Raw genomic sequence first — 15,428 nt, 5'->3', positions numbered from 1 at the left:
CATGCGTGCATGGAAACGACCCGTCGTCCCTTCCGTCCCGGGTCACTCCGACGCACCGAGACTGCACGACACCGCCACCGGAAAGATCGTCGAGGCCCGACCGACGGATATCGCCCGACTCTACGTCTGCGGGATCACTCCGTACGACGCGACGCACATCGGCCACGCCGCCACGTACCTCGCCTTCGACACGCTGCAGCGGGCCTGGCTGGATGCCGGCTACCGCGTGCACTACGCGCAGAACATCACCGATGTGGATGATCCGCTCCTCGAGCGAGCCACAGCCACCGGCGTCAACTGGCGCGAACTGGCCGAATCCCAGGTCGAGCTCTTCCGAACCGACATGGAAGCGCTCGGCATCATCCCGCCCGACGACTACGTCGCCGTCACCGAGGTCATCGACGAAATCGCCGCCGCGGTCGACCAGCTCTGGGACGCCGGCCTGGCCTATCCGGTGGACACGAGCGACGCCCTGCCGGGTGCGTCGGGTGAACCCACGGCGGACATCTACTTCGACATCCGGCAGGCCGAGCGGCAGGCACCCTGGAAGCTGGGCGAGGAAAGCAACCTCGACCCGGCCACGATGCTCGCGTTGTTCGCAGAGCGCGGGGGAGACCCGGACCGTGCCGGCAAGCGCGACCCGCTGGATCCGCTGCTCTGGCGCGCGGCCCGCGCCGGGGAACCGGCCTGGCCGTCAAAGGCCGGGGCGGGCCGTCCGGGCTGGCACATCGAGTGTTCCGTCATCGCGCTGAAGGAGCTCGGCACAGACTTCACCGTGCAGGGCGGCGGCTCCGACCTCATCTTCCCGCACCACGACATGAGCGCCGGCCACGCGGCCGCGCTCTCCGGGCACCCGCTCGCCGGGGTATACAGCCACACCGGAATGGTCGCCTACCAGGGCGAGAAGATGAGCAAATCGCTCGGCAACCTCGTGCTCGTGTCCAGCCTCCGCCGAGCGGGCGTGGACCCGCGTGCCATCCGCCTGGCCCTCCTGGCCCACCACTACCGCGCGGACTGGGAGTGGACCGACGCCCAGGTGGGCGACGCCGAACGGCGCCTCGCGCGCTGGCAGGCCGCATTCGGAGCCCCGGCCGCGTCGGCGCCGGGGAGCGCCGCCGCGGTGGTCGCCCGGCTGCGGGCAGCCCTGACCGACGACCTGGACACGCCCCGGGCACTCGCCGTCGTGGACGCCGCGGCCGAGCATCCGCTGGACGACCCGGCGCTGCTCGTGCGCGCGATCGACGCGCTGCTCGGCGTCGCCCTCTGAACCCCCGCGAAACCGCCGTTGTGCGCGTTATGACGCCCGAATAACGCGCACAAGTGCGGTTTCGCGGGGACTAAGAGGGGGAAGTCGGGGGTCAGGGCGCGCGCGGCGCGTCCGGGCCCGGGCGGCCGTCGGCCCAGCCGCCCTGGCCGTCCCCGCGTTTGCGCAGGTAGCGTTCGAACTCCTGGGCGATCGCCTCGCCGCTGGCCTCCGGCGAGTCCACGGTGTCGCGGGCCTGCTCGAGCTGCGCGATGTACGCCGCCATCTCCTCGTCCTCCGCGGCGAGCGCGTCGATGCCGCTTTCCCACTCGGCCGCCTCGGCGACCAGGTGCCCGCGGGGGATGACGACGTCGATGATCTCCTCGAGCTTGTCGATGAGGGCCAGCATCGCCTTGGGGGAGGGGGCGTTGTGCACGTAGTGCGGGACGGACGCCCAGATCGACAACGTCGGGATGCCGACTTTCTCGGCGGCCTCCGCGAGAACGCTCAGGATCCCGACCGGGCCCTCGTAGTTGCTGCGTTCGATCTCCAGCTCGGCCCGCACCTCGGGGTTGTCGCTGGACACGAAGATCGAGATCGGCCGGGTGTGCGGGACATCGGCGAGCATCGCCCCGAGAAACACGATGGCGCTCACATCGGCGGCGAGGGCGGCGTCGAGGATTTCCGCCGCGAAGCCCTTCCAGCTCCGGGACGGCTCCGTGCCCAGCAGCAGGTAGATGTTGCCCGCGTTCGTGCCGCTGACCCGCAGCTGCGCGTCCTCGGCGAGCGGGGCGCCGGCGGCCCCGGGGGTTGTCGGGCCGAACATGATCGCGCTCGGCCATTCGATCAGGCGTCGGCCGTCTTCGTTCGTGGCGATGGTCGGCCGATTGAACTGGTAGTCGAAGTACACCTCCGGATCGACCTGGGCGATTTCGGCAACGTCGAGCAACTCTTTCAGCGCGCGCACGGCACCGGTGGCCGCCTCGCCCGCGTCATTCCAGCCCTCGAACGCCACGACCAGAAGTCGAGCGCTGAGAAGCCCCTTGCCGTCTGTCACTGCGTGAGACCCCGATCATTACGGATGCTCCACTCGGAGAACCTCACTCAAGGATAGTCAGTGCCCTCTACACTTGAACCCCGTGAACCTGATCCCCGTAATTCCCCACATCCCGGCAGCGGTCCTCTGGGACATGGACGGAACCCTCGTCGACACCGAACCCTATTGGATGGTGGCCGAAACGGAACTGGTCGCGTCCTTCGGGGGGGAGTGGACGCACGCCGACTGCATGCTCATCATCGGGTCGGGGCTCTGGGCCTCGGCCGCCATCCTGCAGGACCGCGGCGTCGACATGGACGCCGACGCGATCGTGCACTGGCTGACCGACCGGGTGCAGGCCCAGCTCACCGAGCACGGCGTGCCCTGGCGTCCGGGAGCGCGGGAGCTCCTCGCGGATTTGAAGGACGCCGGCATTCCGATGGCGCTGGTGACGATGTCGGTGGAACGGATGGCGCGCCAGGTCGCGGACCTCATCGACTTCGCTGCCTTCGACACCATCATCGCCGGCGACATGGTCACCCACGGCAAGCCCCACCCGGAGGCCTACCTTGCCGCAGCCGCCTACCTCGGAGTGAACCCCGAGCACTGTGTCGCCGTCGAGGACTCCATACCGGGCGTCACGGCCGCCGTCGCAGCCGGGGCCGTCGTCATCGGCGTGCCGCACCAGATCGACCTGCCGGAAAGCGTGCACTACACGCTCTGGCCGAGCCTGGCCGGGCGCACCGTGGCCGGCCTCACCGAACTCTTCGGCGAACGGCGGAGGGCCTTCGATCGAATCCACATACCGGTGCAGACCGGGACCACCACCAACGAGGGCGCAGCCACCGCATGAACGATAGTCAGGTCATCCAGAACAGCGGACCGTTCCGGGCCGGGGACCGAGTTCAGCTGACCGGGCCCAAGGGCAGGATGAACACGATCACCCTGGTTCCGGGCGAGGTCTTCCACACCCACCGCGGCATCCTGTCGCACGACGACATCATCGGCCTGCCGGACGGCTCGGTCGTGACCAACAACGTCGGCGTCGAGCACCTGGCCCTGCGCCCGCTGCTGAGCGACTTCGTCATGTCGATGCCGCGCGGCGCCGCCATCATCTATCCGAAAGACGCCGCGCAGATCCTCGCCCAGGCGGACATCTTCCCCGGCGCGACCGTGGTCGAGGCCGGCGTCGGATCCGGCGCGCTGTCCCTCTGGCTGCTCCGGGCGATCGGGCCGGCCGGCCGGCTCGCATCCTTCGAACGGCGAGGCGAGTTCGCGGATGTCGCCCGCGCCAACATCGCCACCTTCCTCGGCTCGGACCCCGCGAACTGGACGATCACCCTGGGCGACCTCGCCGAGGCGCTGCCGACCACCGTGGAGCCGCAGTCCGTCGACCGGGTCGTGCTGGACATGCTCGCCCCGTGGGAATGCCTGGGCGCCGTCTCGGACGCCCTCAAGCCCGGCGGAGTTCTGCTTTGCTACGTCGCCACCGTGACCCAGCTGTCCAGGGTGGCCGAAGCCATCCGCGGCTCCGGGCTGTACACGAATCCGGACTCCAACGAGACGATGATCAGGGGCTGGCATGTCGAGGGCCTGGCCGTGCGGCCCGACCACCGGATGATCGGCCACACCGGCTTCCTGATCACGGCCCGTCGACTGGCGCCGGACACCGTCCTGCCCGAGCTCAAGCGCCGCCCGTCCAAGACCGATTTCGCCGACGCGGACGTCGAGGCCTGGACCCCCGGGGCCCTGGGCGAACGCAGTGTCAGCCCGAAGGTCCTGCGCAAGCGCGTGCGGGCTGCCGGCACGGGTGCAGCACTTTCCAAGGCTCGCGACCTCGACGCCGGTTAGGATGGGCCCTTGCCCTCAACCCAAGCGGCAACCACCAACCACCCCAAGCACTGCGCAGCGGCCCATGCCGCCGTGCCCCCCGCAATACCGAGAAGAGGACTTGTGCGCAAAGCATTCGCATCGATTGCCACCGCCGGACTACTGATTGTCGCGCTGACCGCGTGCGCCCCCGGCACGAACGAAGCGGGCTGTGAAGCGCCCGTCAAGGAGGGTGCGGCCTCCAAGCTGGTCGAGGTCGACGGCAAGTTCGGCTCGAAGCCCAAGGTCGACTTCCCGACACCACTCAAGGCGAAGACCACCGAGCGCAGCGAGGTCATCGCCGGCGAGGGCAAGGGACTCGCCACGGGCCAGAAGGTCAAGATCGACCTCAGTGTCTACAACGGCACCACCGGCAAGGTCATCGAGGAAAGCAAGTACGACGGAACGACGCTGGCCGGCTTCGTGCTCAACGACAAGACCATCAAGGGTCTCTCCCAGGGCCTGAAGTGTGCCCAGGAGGGGTCGCGCCTGACGCTCGCCGTCGCCCCCAAGGACGCCTTCGGCCCCCAGGGCGGAAACGAGCAGATCGGCGTCAAGAAGAACGACACCCTCGTCTTCGTCCTCGATGTCGTCAAGGCCTACAAGACCCGCGCCGACGGTGACGCCCAGCCGGCCAAGGCAGGGATGCCCGCCGTCGTACTCGCCGACAACGGCGCGCCCGGCATCACCATTCCCGCCTCGAAGGCCCCGACCAAGCTCGAGATCAACGTGCTGAAGAAGGGCGACGGCAAGAAGGTCAAGGAGGGCGACCCGGTCACCGTGCACTACACGGGCGTGCTCTGGGACACCAAGAAGGTCTTCGACTCCAGCTGGAAGACCGGCGAACCCGCCGAGTTCGCTGCCGCCGACGGCTCCACGACCCAGGGCGGCGTCATTCCCGGGTTCGCCAAGGCACTTGTCGGCCAAACGGTCGGCTCGCAGGTCATCGCGGTCATCCCGCCCGACCAGGGCTACGGCGACCAGGCGTCTGACACCATCCCGGCCGGATCGACGCTCGTCTTCGTCGTCGACATCCTCGGCATCAAGTAACCCGGTCCCACCCGCAAAACCGCAGTTGTGCCGTTCCTAAGCTGGTTTTAGGCGGCACAACTGCGGTTTTGCGTGGCGCGGGCGAGTGACACGGTTAGAATCGCAGCGTGCCGTCCACCCCAGAGCAGACTCCCCGCATCACCGTTGAGGAACGACTGTTCAGCCTCGTCCTGGCGCTCATCGCGACCGAGATCGGCCTGACCAAGTCCGATATCCTGTCCACGGTGCAGGGCTACCGCCAGCGCTATCTGAGCGGGGGCGACAACGCCAACCTCGAGCGCCAGTTCGAACGCGACAAGGACGACATCCGCGAGCTGGGCATCCCGCTCGAGACCGTCGAGCCGCAGGATGACCCCGGCAACAACCATCTGCTGCGGTACCGGATCCCCAAGGGCCTCTACAACCTGCCCGCCGACGTGTCGTTCTCCCCGGACGAGTTGATGCTCCTCAAGCTCGCCGCCACCGTCTGGCGCGAGGGCTCCCTGTCGGCCGAGTCCCGGCGGGCGCTGACAAAACTCAATTCACTCGGCGTGGACTCGAGCGATCCCGTGCTCGGCTACGCCCCGCACCTGCGCGCCCGCGACGCGTCGTTCGCGCCGCTCAGCAAGGCCCTGGATCACGGCCAGGTCGTCGCCTTCCTCTACCTCAAGCCGGGGGAGAGTTCCCCGCGTCGGCGAAGGGTCGCCCCGCGCGCCATCGTGCTGCACGGCGGGCGGTGGCACCTCTACGGCACCGACCAGGAGGCTCGGGCCCCCCGCACCTTCCTGCTCTCGCGCATCGTCGGGCCCGTCGTGACCGTTCCCGGTGAGACCTTCATTCCCGACGGGGAGGGCTCCGGTCGGCAGGCGCTGGACGAACTCGACGCCCTCTGGGAGGCCAACGTCGCCGAACTGGTGGTCGAACCCGGCAGCGACGCCGCCGTGCGACTCAGCAAACGCCACACCGGCGGGACCGGCCCGGGGACGATGGCAGCCCCGGACGCCGTGACCCCCGACGCGGGGACCCTGCACGCCGTGACCCTGCATTACACGGATATCGACATCCTCGCCGACGAACTGGCCGGTTACGGTCCGGAGGTGCTTGTGCGCTCACCGCTCGCGCTCCGCCAGGCCGTCCGCACACGCCTCGTCGGGGTGCGCGACGCGCACACCGGCACGACCCGGGGGAGCGCAGCATGACCGCACGCACGCCGGTCCTCGGGGCATCGGACAAGCTCACTTTCCTGCTCTCGCTCATCCCGTACCTGATGGACCACGACAACGTCACCGTCACCGAGGCCGCCGGGCACTTCGGTGTTCCGCCGGAGCGCGTGCGCGACGCCGTCCGGCTCATCGCGGTGTCCGGCATTCCCGGCGAGACGCACCAGTACCTCGACGGGGACCTCTTCGACATCCACTGGGACGAGTTCGAGGACAACGACCGGATCGCGCTCACCCACCTCGTCGCCATCGACGATTCCCCCCGCTTCTCCGCACGGGAGGCGGCCGCCCTCATCGCCGGGCTCCAGTACCTCTCCTCACTGCCCGAGAACGCCGACCGGGACGCCGTCGCGTCGCTCATGGCCAAGCTCACCCGCGGCGCATCCGCCACCCCGACCCAGCTCGCGGTGTCGAGCCCCGATTCGGATGCCGCGATGACGGTGATCCAGGCGTCCGGGCGGGACGGCGTCCAGGTCGAATTCGACTATCTCAACGCCCGCGGCGAGAACGAACACCGGTTCGTCGATCCCTTGCGCCTGGAGTCCGTGGACAGCGACTGGTACCTGCGCGGCTGGTGCCACCTCCGGCAGGCTCCCCGCACCTTCCGGCTCGACCGGATGAGCGACCTGCGGGCAACGACGGAACCGGTCGGCTCGCACGACGCCGGCCTCGTGCTCTCGGACACGCTCTTCCAGGCTTCGGACGAGGACCTCTCGGTCGTCATCGAACTGCCTTCGTCGGCCCTGGCCCTCCTGGCCGACTACGCGCCGGATCGGGCGACGACTCCCGTTGGCGGCGATCGCGTGCGGACGACGCTTCGCGTTGCCCACTATCACGGCCTGAAACGACTCGTCGGGGGCCTTGCCGGACTCGTCACCGTGGTCGAACCGGCCGAGGCGCGGCAGGTCGTCGCCGAGTGGGCCGCGGCCGGCGCGGCCCGCTACGACGAGCCCACCGGCCGGGCCTAGCCCATGCCCTGGTGGTCGTGGGTGCTCATCTGGACCGGGCTCGGTCTGGCCCTGCTCGGCATGCTGGCCTGGTTCGGTTTCACGCTGTTCCGGAAGCTGATGAGAACCCTCCGCGCCCTCGAGGACCTCGGCGGGATGGTCGACCTGGATCCCGGCCCCGTCGAATCGGACGCCGTGAGGTTCACCCCGGCCGTCTTCCGCAGCCACCAGGAGTTGTCCGACGCGGCCCAGCTCCAGCGCGCCGCCGCGGAACGCCGCCGGCAGCTGCGTCGGGATCGGTTGGTTCAGCGGAGTAAACTAATGACACAAACCGCCCTGACCCAGAGGACTGACCCTCATGCTTAACAACCTGACCGGATGGCATTTCCTGATCATCCTCGTCGTCGTTCTGCTCCTGTTCGGCGCGCCCAAGCTGCCGGGTCTGGCCCGCAGCCTCGGCCAGTCGATGAAGATCTTCAAGAGCGAGATCAAAAGCGACGCTGTCGATGACGAGGCCGGCAAGTCCGGCGACGAGACGTCGAAGGCCGCCGGATCGGCCGATCCCACGACGAAGTCGTAACCCTTGGCCGTGCGCACCTCGCGGCGTGCGGGCAGCGAAGGGAAGATGTCGCTCGGGCAACATCTGCTGGAACTCCGCAAGCGTCTCTTCCTGGCGGCCGCCGGCATCCTTGTCGGTGCGGTCATTGGCTGGATCCTGTCCGACTACGTCTGGGACGCCCTGCGCGAGCCGATCTACGCGATCATCCAGGCGCAACATCGGAACGCCCAGATCAACTACCCCGACATCACCTCGGCCTTCGACCTGAAGCTCAAGATCTCCTTCTACGTCGGCCTGATCGTTTCCAGCCCGGTCTGGCTGTACCAGATCTTCGCCTTCCTCGTGCCCGGCCTGACGCGCAAGGAGAAGCAGTACACCTTCGGTTTCTTCTTCTCGGCGGTCCCGCTGTTCCTGGCCGGCTGCGCCGCGGGCTGGTATGTGCTCCCGAATGTGGTCGGGCTGATGACGAGCTTCGCGCCGTCCGAGGATGCGGCGTTCATCAACGCGCAGAACTACCTCGACTTCGTGCTCAAGCTCATGATCGCCATCGGGGTGGCGTTCGTGCTTCCCGTCTTCCTCGTGCTGCTCAACCTGGCCGGCGTGATCACCGCCGAGTCGATCATCAAGTCCTGGCGCGTGGCCATCCTGGTCATCGTGCTGTTCACCGCCATCGCCACCCCGGCCGCCGATGTCGTGTCGATGTTCCTCCTCGCCATCCCGATGGTGGTGCTGTATTTCGCCGCCTACGGCATCGCCTACCTGCACGACCGCCGCGTCGCCCGGCGCACGTTGGCTTTCGAGCAGGAATTGGGACTTTAGGCTCACCGCATGACAACCATTCCCTCACCGGCCGAGCAGTACGCGGCCTCCCGGTCCCGGACGAGTCATCCGCGGCTGCAGGCCTTCCGGTCCGGCCTGCGCTTTGACCTCGACCCGTTCCAGCTCGCGTCCTGCGCGTCCCTCGAGGAGGGAAACAGCGTGCTCGTCGCCGCACCGACCGGCGCGGGCAAGACGATCGTGGCCGAGTTCGCGGTGTTCCTGGCGATGCAAGAGCCCCGGGCGAAGGTGTTCTACACCGCCCCGATGAAGGCCCTCAGTAACCAGAAGTTCCAGGAGCTCGTCGCCGAGTACGGCCCCGAATCCGTGGGCCTGCTCACCGGAGACACGAACGTCAACGCGCAGGCCCGGATCGTGGTGATGACCACCGAGGTGCTGCGCAATATGCTCTACGCCGACTCGGACCTGCTCACCAACCTCGCCTTCGTCATCATGGACGAGGTGCACTACCTCGCCGACCGATTCCGCGGCGCCGTCTGGGAGGAGGTCATCATCCACCTCCCGCAGAGTGTGCGGATGATCGCGCTGAGCGCGACCGTCTCCAACGCCGAGGAATTCGGCGACTGGCTGCAGGCCGTGCGCGGCGGAACGGATGTCATCGTCTCGGAGGAGCGTCCGGTCCCACTCGAGCAGCACGTGCTGGTCAAGAGCAAGATGATCGACCTTTTCGACAGCTCGGGACTCGGCCAGGACCACAGGGTCAACCCGGAACTCGTGCAGCTGGCACGGTCGGGCCAGCGGTCACTCGGCGATCGCTCCTCGTCCCGGCGGCGCGGCTCGGACCGGGGGAGTTACCTCGACCGGGCACAGGCAGACGCGGGGAGGATGGACCGCTCGGAAATCGTGCGGATGCTCGACGGCAAGCACCTGCTTCCCGCCATCTTCTTCATCTTCAGCCGGGTCGGCTGCGACCAGGCCGTGCGCCAGGTCCTGCGCGCGGGTGTACGCCTTACCGACGCCCGCGAGCGTGAGGAGATCCGCCGGATCGTCGACGAACGCTGTCGCACCCTGCTCGACGAGGACCTCGGCGTCCTCGGCTATTTCGAGTGGCTCGACGGCCTCGAACGGGGCGTCGCGGCGCACCACGCCGGCCTCCTGCCCGCCTTCAAGGAGGTCGTCGAGGAGCTGTTCCAGAAGAAGCTCGTGAAGGCCGTGTTCGCCACAGAGACCCTGGCCCTCGGCATCAACATGCCGGCCAGGACCGTCGTGCTCGACAAACTCGAGAAGTTCAACGGCGAGGCGAGGGTGCCGATCACGCCGGGGGAGTACACGCAGCTCACCGGACGGGCCGGCCGCCGGGGAATCGACGTCGAGGGGCATTCCGTGATCCAGTGGGCGCAGGGGCTCGACCCGCAGGCGGTCGCCTCGCTCGCCTCCCGGCGCACATATCCGCTCAACTCCAGCTTCAAACCGACCTACAACATGGCCGTCAACCTGATCGACCAGTTCGGGCGGGAGCGCACCCGCGAGGTGCTCGAATCCTCCTTCGCCCAGTTCCAGGCCGACCGGGCGGTCGTCGACCTGGCCCGCAAGGTGCGGCAGCAGGAGGAGTCTCTCGCCGGCTTCGCCACGTCGATGACCTGCCACCTCGGCGATTTCGCGGACTACTCGTCCATTCGCCGCAGCCTGACCGCGCTGGAGCGCGGGGGCGACGGGGTCGAGCATGCGTCGCGCGGGGAACGCGAACGCCGCCAGCGCGAGCTCCAGAGCCTGCGCAAGCGCCTGAAGGCGCATTCCTGCCACAACTGCCCCGAGCGCGAACAGCACGCCCGCTGGGCCGAACGGTGGTGGAAACTCACGCGAGAAACGGATGTCCTCAGCCGGCAGATCTCATCGCGGACCGGCGCCATCGCCAGGATCTTCGACCGGGTCACCGATGTGCTGCTCGGCTACGGCTACCTGGAGAACGACGAGGCTGGGGCCGTGCGGCTCAGCGAGAGCGGGCGCATCCTGCGGCGCATCTACGCGGACCGTGACCTGCTCGTCGCCGAGGCCCTGCGCCAGGGTATCTGGTCCGAGCTCGACCCGGCCGGCCTGGCCGCGATGGCCTGCGCGCTGGTGTTCGAACCAAGACGCGAGGAGGGCCTGATCAATGAACGCTATCTCCCCAGGGGAACCTTCATGCCGGCCCTGGACCGCACTCACGAGCTGTGGAGCCGCCTGGACGATCTCGAACGCGACAACAAGCTGCCCGGCAGCAACCCCCTGGCACTCGGCCTCAGCCTGGCCATGTGGAAATGGGCTCGGGGCGGTGCCCTGACCGACGTCCTCGCCGAGGCGGAGATGGCGGCGGGGGACTTCGTGCGCTGGACCAAACAGACCATCGATCTGCTCGACCAGCTCTCGGTCGTCGCCGACGACCCGGTCGGCCGCACCGCCCGCCAGGCGATGGACGCCGTGCGCCGCGGCATCGTGGCCTACTCGTCCGTCGCTTAGGCTGGTGACGTGATGGAGGGCACCGAACGTTCATTGCGCCTGCCGCTGTGGGCGTCCCTCATCGTGGCCGCGGGCGCCGGCGCCATTCTCGACTCCGCCTTCCCCGATCGTGGCTGGTGGTTCCTCGCTCCGCTCGCCGTTGGTCTGATGCTCGTCGCCCTGCTCGGGCGCGGACCATGGACGGGCCTCCTGGTCGGCATGGTTGCGGGGCTGTCCTTCTGGCTGATCCACATTTCCTGGCTCACTCTCTACCTCGGACCGGTGCCGTGGCTCGCCCTCGCCGTCCTGCAGGCGCTGTTCTTCGGAGTCGGCCTGGCGCTGATCGCCTTCGTCCTGCGCGTCGGCCCCGTGGTCTGGCCGACACCGCTGGGCCGTTTGGGCATGGTCCCCGTGGTCGTGGCGGGGATCTGGACGGCGCAGGAAGCGCTCTCGGCCGTGTGGCCGTACGGTGGTTTCGCCTGGGGGCGGGTGGCCCTCTCCCAGTCGGAGAGCCCGTTCAATTCCCTGGCCGCCTGGGTCGGCCTGTCGGGCCTGAGCTTCCTGCTGGTCTGGCTCAGCGCGCTGTGCGTGCAGCTGCTGCGCGAGGCGGAGGTGGGCCGGGGCTTCCGCTCGGGCATCGCCGTCGGCGCGGTTGCCCTCCTGCTCGCGATTCCGGCCTGGCCCACGGTGGAGACCGGGACGACCCGGCTTGCCGCGGTCCAGGGCGCGTCGGACGCTGGACTGTTCGCGAGGTTCTCGCCGGGCCAGATCCTGGACGACCACGTCTCGGAGACCCTGCCGTTGATCGGCGAGGAGGTCGACTTCGTGGTCTGGCCCGAGAACGCCAGCGACATCGATCCGACCCGATCGGATGACGCCGCCCGGGTCGCCGACGCCATCAGCCGAGAGATGGACGCCCCGCTCATCACCGGCACCATCACCCGCCGCGATGACGGTACCTACTACAACAGTTCCCTGCTCTGGAAGGCCGGCGAAGGCGCCGTCGCAGTCTATGACAAGGTGCACCCGGTGCCGTTCGCCGAGTACATGCCGGATCGGGACTTCTGGCGCCCGTTCGCCCCGGAACTGATCGACCTGGTCTCTCGTGACTACGGCATCGGCACCCAGAGCAACGTGTTCGATATCGACGGCCTTCAGGCCGGCATCGCGATCTGCTTCGACATCGCGGACGACCAGCTTGTGCACGAGATGATCGACCAGGATGCCCAGATCATCCTGGCGCAGACGAACAACGCCGACTTCGGCCGCACCGATGAAAGCGTTCAGCAACTGGCGATCGCCCGGCTCCGGGCGATCGAGGCCGGCCGGACGGTCGTGAACATTTCCACGGTCGGGTCCAGTGCCATCATCGCCCCGGACGGGCAGACGATCGACAGCATTCCGACCTGGCAGCCAGGGTCGATGGTGCAGACCGTGCCGCTCAGCGACACCATCACGCCGGCCATGGCGTTCGGACGCCAGATCGAATGGTTCGTCACCGGACTCGGCCTTATCGGCCTGATGATGTGCTTCGGGGGAGTGGTGACGAGCCGTCCCTCACCCGCTCGCGGACGGGCTGTTGGGAGCAAGCGTCAGATGACTACCGTGCCTTAGGCACCGATCTTGTGCGAGCCGCGGCGCTCACGAAGAACCGTGAGTCGTTCCTCGAGGAGTTCTTCGAGTTCGGGACGGGTGCGCCGTTCCAGGAGCATGTCCCAGTGGGTACGAGCGACCTTCTCATCAGAGTGGTCGACGACAACAGGCTTGGAATCCACCAGCCGGGTCGCCGTCTGCGAGCAGAACCGGCACTCCCACTCGTCGGGAGCCTCTGCGTCGGCCGAAAAAACCATCACCGTCTCGCGATCGCACGTTGCACACCGGTACGTGTGACTGACTCGGGGTGAAAACGTGACACCCTCTTCGCTCTGAAGACTTTGGGCGCCCAACCTCATACCACGCAAACTGCGATCCGCCATCGTGTTTCTCCTCTCGATGCACTCTCAGGTATAAACCATGAAGCTGAACGTTATCTTTCCGTTATGCGCGTTCTCACGGTCATTTCTCAGGCTCGGGCGGCGATGACGGCGACCGCCAGGTCACACCGGTCGGTGACGATGCCGTCCACGCCCAGATCGAGCAGCCGGCTCATCGCGGCGGGATCGTTCACGGTCCAGACGTGCACCTCGACATCGGCGGCGTGCATGACTCGGATGAAGCGCGGCGTGACCACCCGCACGCGGCCGTAGCGCTCGGGGACCTGGACCGCTGCGAACCCCCGCAACACCCGCCGGGCGGACCAGGTGAGGCCGATCCGGGAAGACAGCAGGGCCTTGATCAGCACGGAGGGTGACGCGGATGTCGCCACGCCGGGGAGAAGCCCCACGACGCTCCGGCGACGGGACTCGGAAAACGACGTGATCAGCACCCGGGCGCTCGCGCGGGCATCCCGGATCGCCCCCGCGGTGGGCTCCACCGCTCCCGCCACCTTCACATCAATGTTGAATCGGGCCTCGGGGAATGCGCTGAGCGCTTCGGACAGCGACACGAACGACTGGCCGGCGCCCAGGTCGACCCGACTGAGCTCCGCCATCGTCAGCTGGTCGACGCGCGCCGTGCTCCCGGCCACACGGGCCAGGTCGGGGTCATGGCTGAGCACAGCGACCCCGTCGAGGGACACGTGCACATCCGTCTCCAGGTGCGTGGCGCCGCTGGAGAGGGCCTTGAGGAAGGCCAGCAGCGTGTTCTCCGGCGCCTCCAGGCTCAGCCCCCGGTGCGCGAAGACGCGAGGCACCGGCGGCAGGAGGAACTGCGACGCTTGCTCGGCCGGCATGGCGCTTCGCTACTCCGACGTGTGGGCAGGCCCGCCGTGCGAACCGGGAACGGCGTTCTGGCCGAACGCGCGGCCGATGCCCTTGATGGCCTCGGTGAGTTCGCTCGGTACGATCCACAGCTTGTTCGCGCTGCCCTCGGCCAGCTTGGGGAGGGTCTGGAGGTACTGGTAGGCCAGGAGCTTCGGGTCCGGATCGCCGTCGTGGATGGCCTTGAACACGATCTGGATGGCTTCGGCCTCGCCCTGGGCGCGGAGCACCGCGGCCTGGGCCTGGCCCTCGGCCTGGAGGATCGCGGCCTGGCGCGCGCCCTCGGCGGTCAGGATCGCCGACTGCTTTGTGCCCTCGGCGGTGAGGATCAGCGCGCGGCGGTCGCGCTCGGCGCGCATCTGCTTCTCCATCGAGTCCTGGATCGAGTGGGGCGGGTCGATGGCCTTGAGCTCGACGCGGCCGACCCGGATGCCCCACTTGCCGGTTGCCTCGTCGAGCACGATGCGCAGCTGGCCGTTGATGTTGTCCCGGCTGGTCAGCGCCTCTTCGAGGTTGAGTCCGCCGACCACGTTGCGCAGGGTGGTCGTGGTGAGCTGCTCAACGGCACCGAGGTAGTTGGCGATCTCATAGGTTGCGGCCCGGGCATCCGTTACCTGGAAATAGACGACCGTGTCGATCGACACGACCAGATTGTCCTCCGTGATCACGGGCTGCGGAGGAAAGGAGACGACCTGTTCGCGCATGTCGAGGAGCGGCCGCACGCGGTCGATGAACGGCACGAGGATGTTCAGCCCGGGGAGGAGGGTCTTGTGGTACTTCCCGAGGCGCTCGACGACTCCGGCGTTGGCCTGCGGAATGATCTTGATGGCCCGCGCGAGCACCACGATGACGAACACCCCGATCACGACCAGGAGGGCGATGACGAAGATCTGCCCGATGAATTCTCCAGGATTGAGCATTACGCGGTGTTCCTTTCCGAGGGGGTGACGACGGCGGTGGAGCCTTCGATCGCGGCGACGTGGACCTCGTCGCCGGGTTCGAGTGCCCCGTGACCGGTGCCGGGGGAGAGTCGTGCGGTCCAGGTCTCACCGTTGGCCAGCTTCACCAGCCCGCCGGTATCCCCGCCGACGGTGGACACCACCCGGCCGCTCAGTCCGATCAGCGCGGCGACGTTGGTCGGGGTGGGATCGGCCCCCTTCGCCATCACGCGCAGGAGCAGCGGGCGAATGGTCAGCAGCAGCAGGACCGAGAGCACTGCGGCGACCAGGATCTGAAGCCACCAGACGGCACCGAGCAGGTTCGCGCCGAGGCCGGCGAGGCTGCCGGCGGCGATCATCAGGAAGGTGAACTCGAGGGACAGCAGCTCGATGATCACGCAGATCAGGATGAAGACCAGCCAGATAATCCACAGGTATTGCGTCAGATCGGGCATCCCGCCCCCCTCGCGTGTCGGT

Annotated in this window: 16 protein-coding genes; 11 read left to right on the top strand and 5 right to left on the bottom strand. The window is 68.1% G+C overall.

Features of this window, described 5'->3' with window-relative positions; genetic code table 11:
- Window position 1 precedes the first annotated feature (1 nt).
- Window positions 2–1,267: a cysteine--1-D-myo-inosityl 2-amino-2-deoxy-alpha-D-glucopyranoside ligase gene (gene mshC / locus BLQ39_RS03870; RefSeq protein WP_092321899.1), complete on the top strand. Its 1,266-nt coding sequence runs from the start codon at window positions 2–4 to the stop codon at window positions 1,265–1,267.
- A 91-nt stretch (window positions 1,268–1,358) separates the two neighbouring features.
- On the opposite strand, the gene BLQ39_RS03865 is transcribed toward mshC, so the two are convergent.
- Window positions 1,359–2,300, bottom strand: coding sequence for a proteasome assembly chaperone family protein (locus BLQ39_RS03865; RefSeq protein WP_092321897.1), 942 nt, complete (start codon window positions 2,298–2,300; stop codon window positions 1,359–1,361).
- Between the two features lie 88 nt (window positions 2,301–2,388).
- Between BLQ39_RS03865 and BLQ39_RS03860 the strand changes: the two genes are divergently transcribed.
- The 10 genes from BLQ39_RS03860 to lnt all read left to right on the top strand — a co-directional run bounded on the left by BLQ39_RS03860 (window position 2,389) and on the right by lnt (window position 12,769).
- Entirely contained in the window at window positions 2,389–3,132 is a 744-nt protein-coding gene (locus tag BLQ39_RS03860) for an HAD family hydrolase (RefSeq protein WP_256332702.1), read from the top strand.
- Window positions 3,129–4,130 carry a tRNA (adenine-N1)-methyltransferase gene (locus tag BLQ39_RS03855; RefSeq protein ID WP_092321895.1) on the top strand — a complete coding sequence of 334 codons (1,002 nt, stop codon included), beginning with the start codon at window positions 3,129–3,131 and terminating at the stop codon, window positions 4,128–4,130. The genes BLQ39_RS03860 and BLQ39_RS03855 overlap by 4 nt, the downstream gene beginning before the upstream one ends.
- Window positions 4,131–4,232: 102 nt before the next feature.
- Window positions 4,233–5,198: an FKBP-type peptidyl-prolyl cis-trans isomerase gene (locus BLQ39_RS03850; RefSeq protein ID WP_166784367.1), complete on the top strand. Its 966-nt coding sequence runs from the start codon at window positions 4,233–4,235 to the stop codon at window positions 5,196–5,198.
- 107 nt (window positions 5,199–5,305) lie between these two features.
- Window positions 5,306–6,376, top strand: coding sequence for a helix-turn-helix transcriptional regulator (locus BLQ39_RS03845; protein ID WP_092321891.1), 1,071 nt, complete (start codon window positions 5,306–5,308; stop codon window positions 6,374–6,376).
- The gene (locus BLQ39_RS03840; protein ID WP_092321889.1) at window positions 6,373–7,365 is read left to right on the top strand and encodes a helix-turn-helix transcriptional regulator; all 993 of its coding nucleotides are present in this window, start codon (window positions 6,373–6,375) and stop codon (window positions 7,363–7,365) included. The genes BLQ39_RS03845 and BLQ39_RS03840 overlap by 4 nt, the downstream gene beginning before the upstream one ends.
- Before the next feature lie 3 nt (window positions 7,366–7,368).
- Complete coding sequence (locus BLQ39_RS03835) at window positions 7,369–7,710, top strand: hypothetical protein (RefSeq protein WP_092321887.1); 342 nt, start codon at window positions 7,369–7,371, stop codon at window positions 7,708–7,710.
- Window positions 7,703–7,924, top strand: a complete 222-nt coding sequence (gene tatA, locus BLQ39_RS03830; protein ID WP_092321885.1) for a Sec-independent protein translocase subunit TatA — start codon at window positions 7,703–7,705, stop codon at window positions 7,922–7,924. The genes BLQ39_RS03835 and tatA overlap by 8 nt, the downstream gene beginning before the upstream one ends.
- Window positions 7,925–7,969: 45 nt before the next feature.
- A complete protein-coding gene (tatC, locus tag BLQ39_RS03825) occupies window positions 7,970–8,722 on the top strand; it encodes a twin-arginine translocase subunit TatC (protein WP_092321883.1) in 753 nt (250 codons plus the stop codon).
- A 9-nt stretch (window positions 8,723–8,731) separates the two neighbouring features.
- On the top strand, window positions 8,732–11,176 hold the full coding sequence (locus BLQ39_RS03820) for a DEAD/DEAH box helicase (RefSeq protein ID WP_092321881.1): 2,445 nt from the start codon (window positions 8,732–8,734) through the stop codon (window positions 11,174–11,176).
- 12 nt (window positions 11,177–11,188) lie between these two features.
- The gene (gene lnt, locus BLQ39_RS03815) at window positions 11,189–12,769 is read left to right on the top strand and encodes an apolipoprotein N-acyltransferase (protein ID WP_092321880.1); all 1,581 of its coding nucleotides are present in this window, start codon (window positions 11,189–11,191) and stop codon (window positions 12,767–12,769) included.
- On the opposite strand, the gene BLQ39_RS03810 is transcribed toward lnt, so the two are convergent.
- From BLQ39_RS03810 to BLQ39_RS03795, 4 genes are all read right to left on the bottom strand, one after another.
- Window positions 12,766–13,131: an RNA polymerase-binding protein RbpA gene (locus BLQ39_RS03810; RefSeq protein ID WP_092321878.1), complete on the bottom strand. Its 366-nt coding sequence runs from the start codon at window positions 13,129–13,131 to the stop codon at window positions 12,766–12,768. The two genes, lnt and BLQ39_RS03810, sit on opposite strands and share 4 nt — an antisense overlap.
- A gap of 86 nt (window positions 13,132–13,217) precedes the next feature.
- Window positions 13,218–13,985: a glycerophosphodiester phosphodiesterase family protein gene (locus tag BLQ39_RS03805; protein WP_092321877.1), complete on the bottom strand. Its 768-nt coding sequence runs from the start codon at window positions 13,983–13,985 to the stop codon at window positions 13,218–13,220.
- A gap of 9 nt (window positions 13,986–13,994) precedes the next feature.
- Window positions 13,995–14,933 (bottom strand): SPFH domain-containing protein, encoded by a 939-nt coding sequence (locus BLQ39_RS03800; protein ID WP_092321875.1) that lies wholly within the window; start codon window positions 14,931–14,933, stop codon window positions 13,995–13,997.
- Window positions 14,933–15,406: an NfeD family protein gene (locus tag BLQ39_RS03795; RefSeq protein WP_092321874.1), complete on the bottom strand. Its 474-nt coding sequence runs from the start codon at window positions 15,404–15,406 to the stop codon at window positions 14,933–14,935. Before BLQ39_RS03795 ends, BLQ39_RS03800 begins: the two co-directional genes overlap by 1 nt.
- Window positions 15,407–15,428 lie beyond the last annotated feature (22 nt).

This window comes from Cryobacterium psychrotolerans (assembly GCF_900101115.1).
GTDB classification, from domain to species: Bacteria; Actinomycetota; Actinomycetes; order Actinomycetales; family Microbacteriaceae; genus Cryobacterium; species Cryobacterium psychrotolerans.
The sequence above is the reverse complement of the archived record's forward strand: the minus strand, read 5'-3'. Positions and strand labels throughout refer to the sequence as shown.

What these genes read in the sequence shown, in the direction of transcription:
- BLQ39_RS03820 (WP_092321881.1), top strand. Translation starts at nt 8,732, where the DNA reads ATGACAACCATTCCCTCACCGGCCGAGCAGTACGCGGCCTCCCGGTCC.
- BLQ39_RS03795 (WP_092321874.1), bottom strand. Translation starts at nt 15,406, where the DNA reads ATGCCCGATCTGACGCAATACCTGTGGATTATCTGGCTGGTCTTCATC.
- BLQ39_RS03800 (WP_092321875.1), bottom strand. Translation starts at nt 14,933, where the DNA reads ATGCTCAATCCTGGAGAATTCATCGGGCAGATCTTCGTCATCGCCCTC.
- BLQ39_RS03840 (WP_092321889.1), top strand. Translation starts at nt 6,373, where the DNA reads ATGACCGCACGCACGCCGGTCCTCGGGGCATCGGACAAGCTCACTTTC.
- BLQ39_RS03805 (WP_092321877.1), bottom strand. Translation starts at nt 13,985, where the DNA reads ATGCCGGCCGAGCAAGCGTCGCAGTTCCTCCTGCCGCCGGTGCCTCGC.
- lnt (WP_092321880.1), top strand. Translation starts at nt 11,189, where the DNA reads ATGGAGGGCACCGAACGTTCATTGCGCCTGCCGCTGTGGGCGTCCCTC.
- BLQ39_RS03810 (WP_092321878.1), bottom strand. Translation starts at nt 13,131, where the DNA reads ATGGCGGATCGCAGTTTGCGTGGTATGAGGTTGGGCGCCCAAAGTCTT.
- BLQ39_RS03855 (WP_092321895.1), top strand. Translation starts at nt 3,129, where the DNA reads ATGAACGATAGTCAGGTCATCCAGAACAGCGGACCGTTCCGGGCCGGG.
- tatA (WP_092321885.1), top strand. Translation starts at nt 7,703, where the DNA reads ATGCTTAACAACCTGACCGGATGGCATTTCCTGATCATCCTCGTCGTC.
- mshC (WP_092321899.1), top strand. Translation starts at nt 2, where the DNA reads ATGCGTGCATGGAAACGACCCGTCGTCCCTTCCGTCCCGGGTCACTCC.
- tatC (WP_092321883.1), top strand. Translation starts at nt 7,970, where the DNA reads ATGTCGCTCGGGCAACATCTGCTGGAACTCCGCAAGCGTCTCTTCCTG.
- BLQ39_RS03835 (WP_092321887.1), top strand. Translation starts at nt 7,369, where the DNA reads ATGCCCTGGTGGTCGTGGGTGCTCATCTGGACCGGGCTCGGTCTGGCC.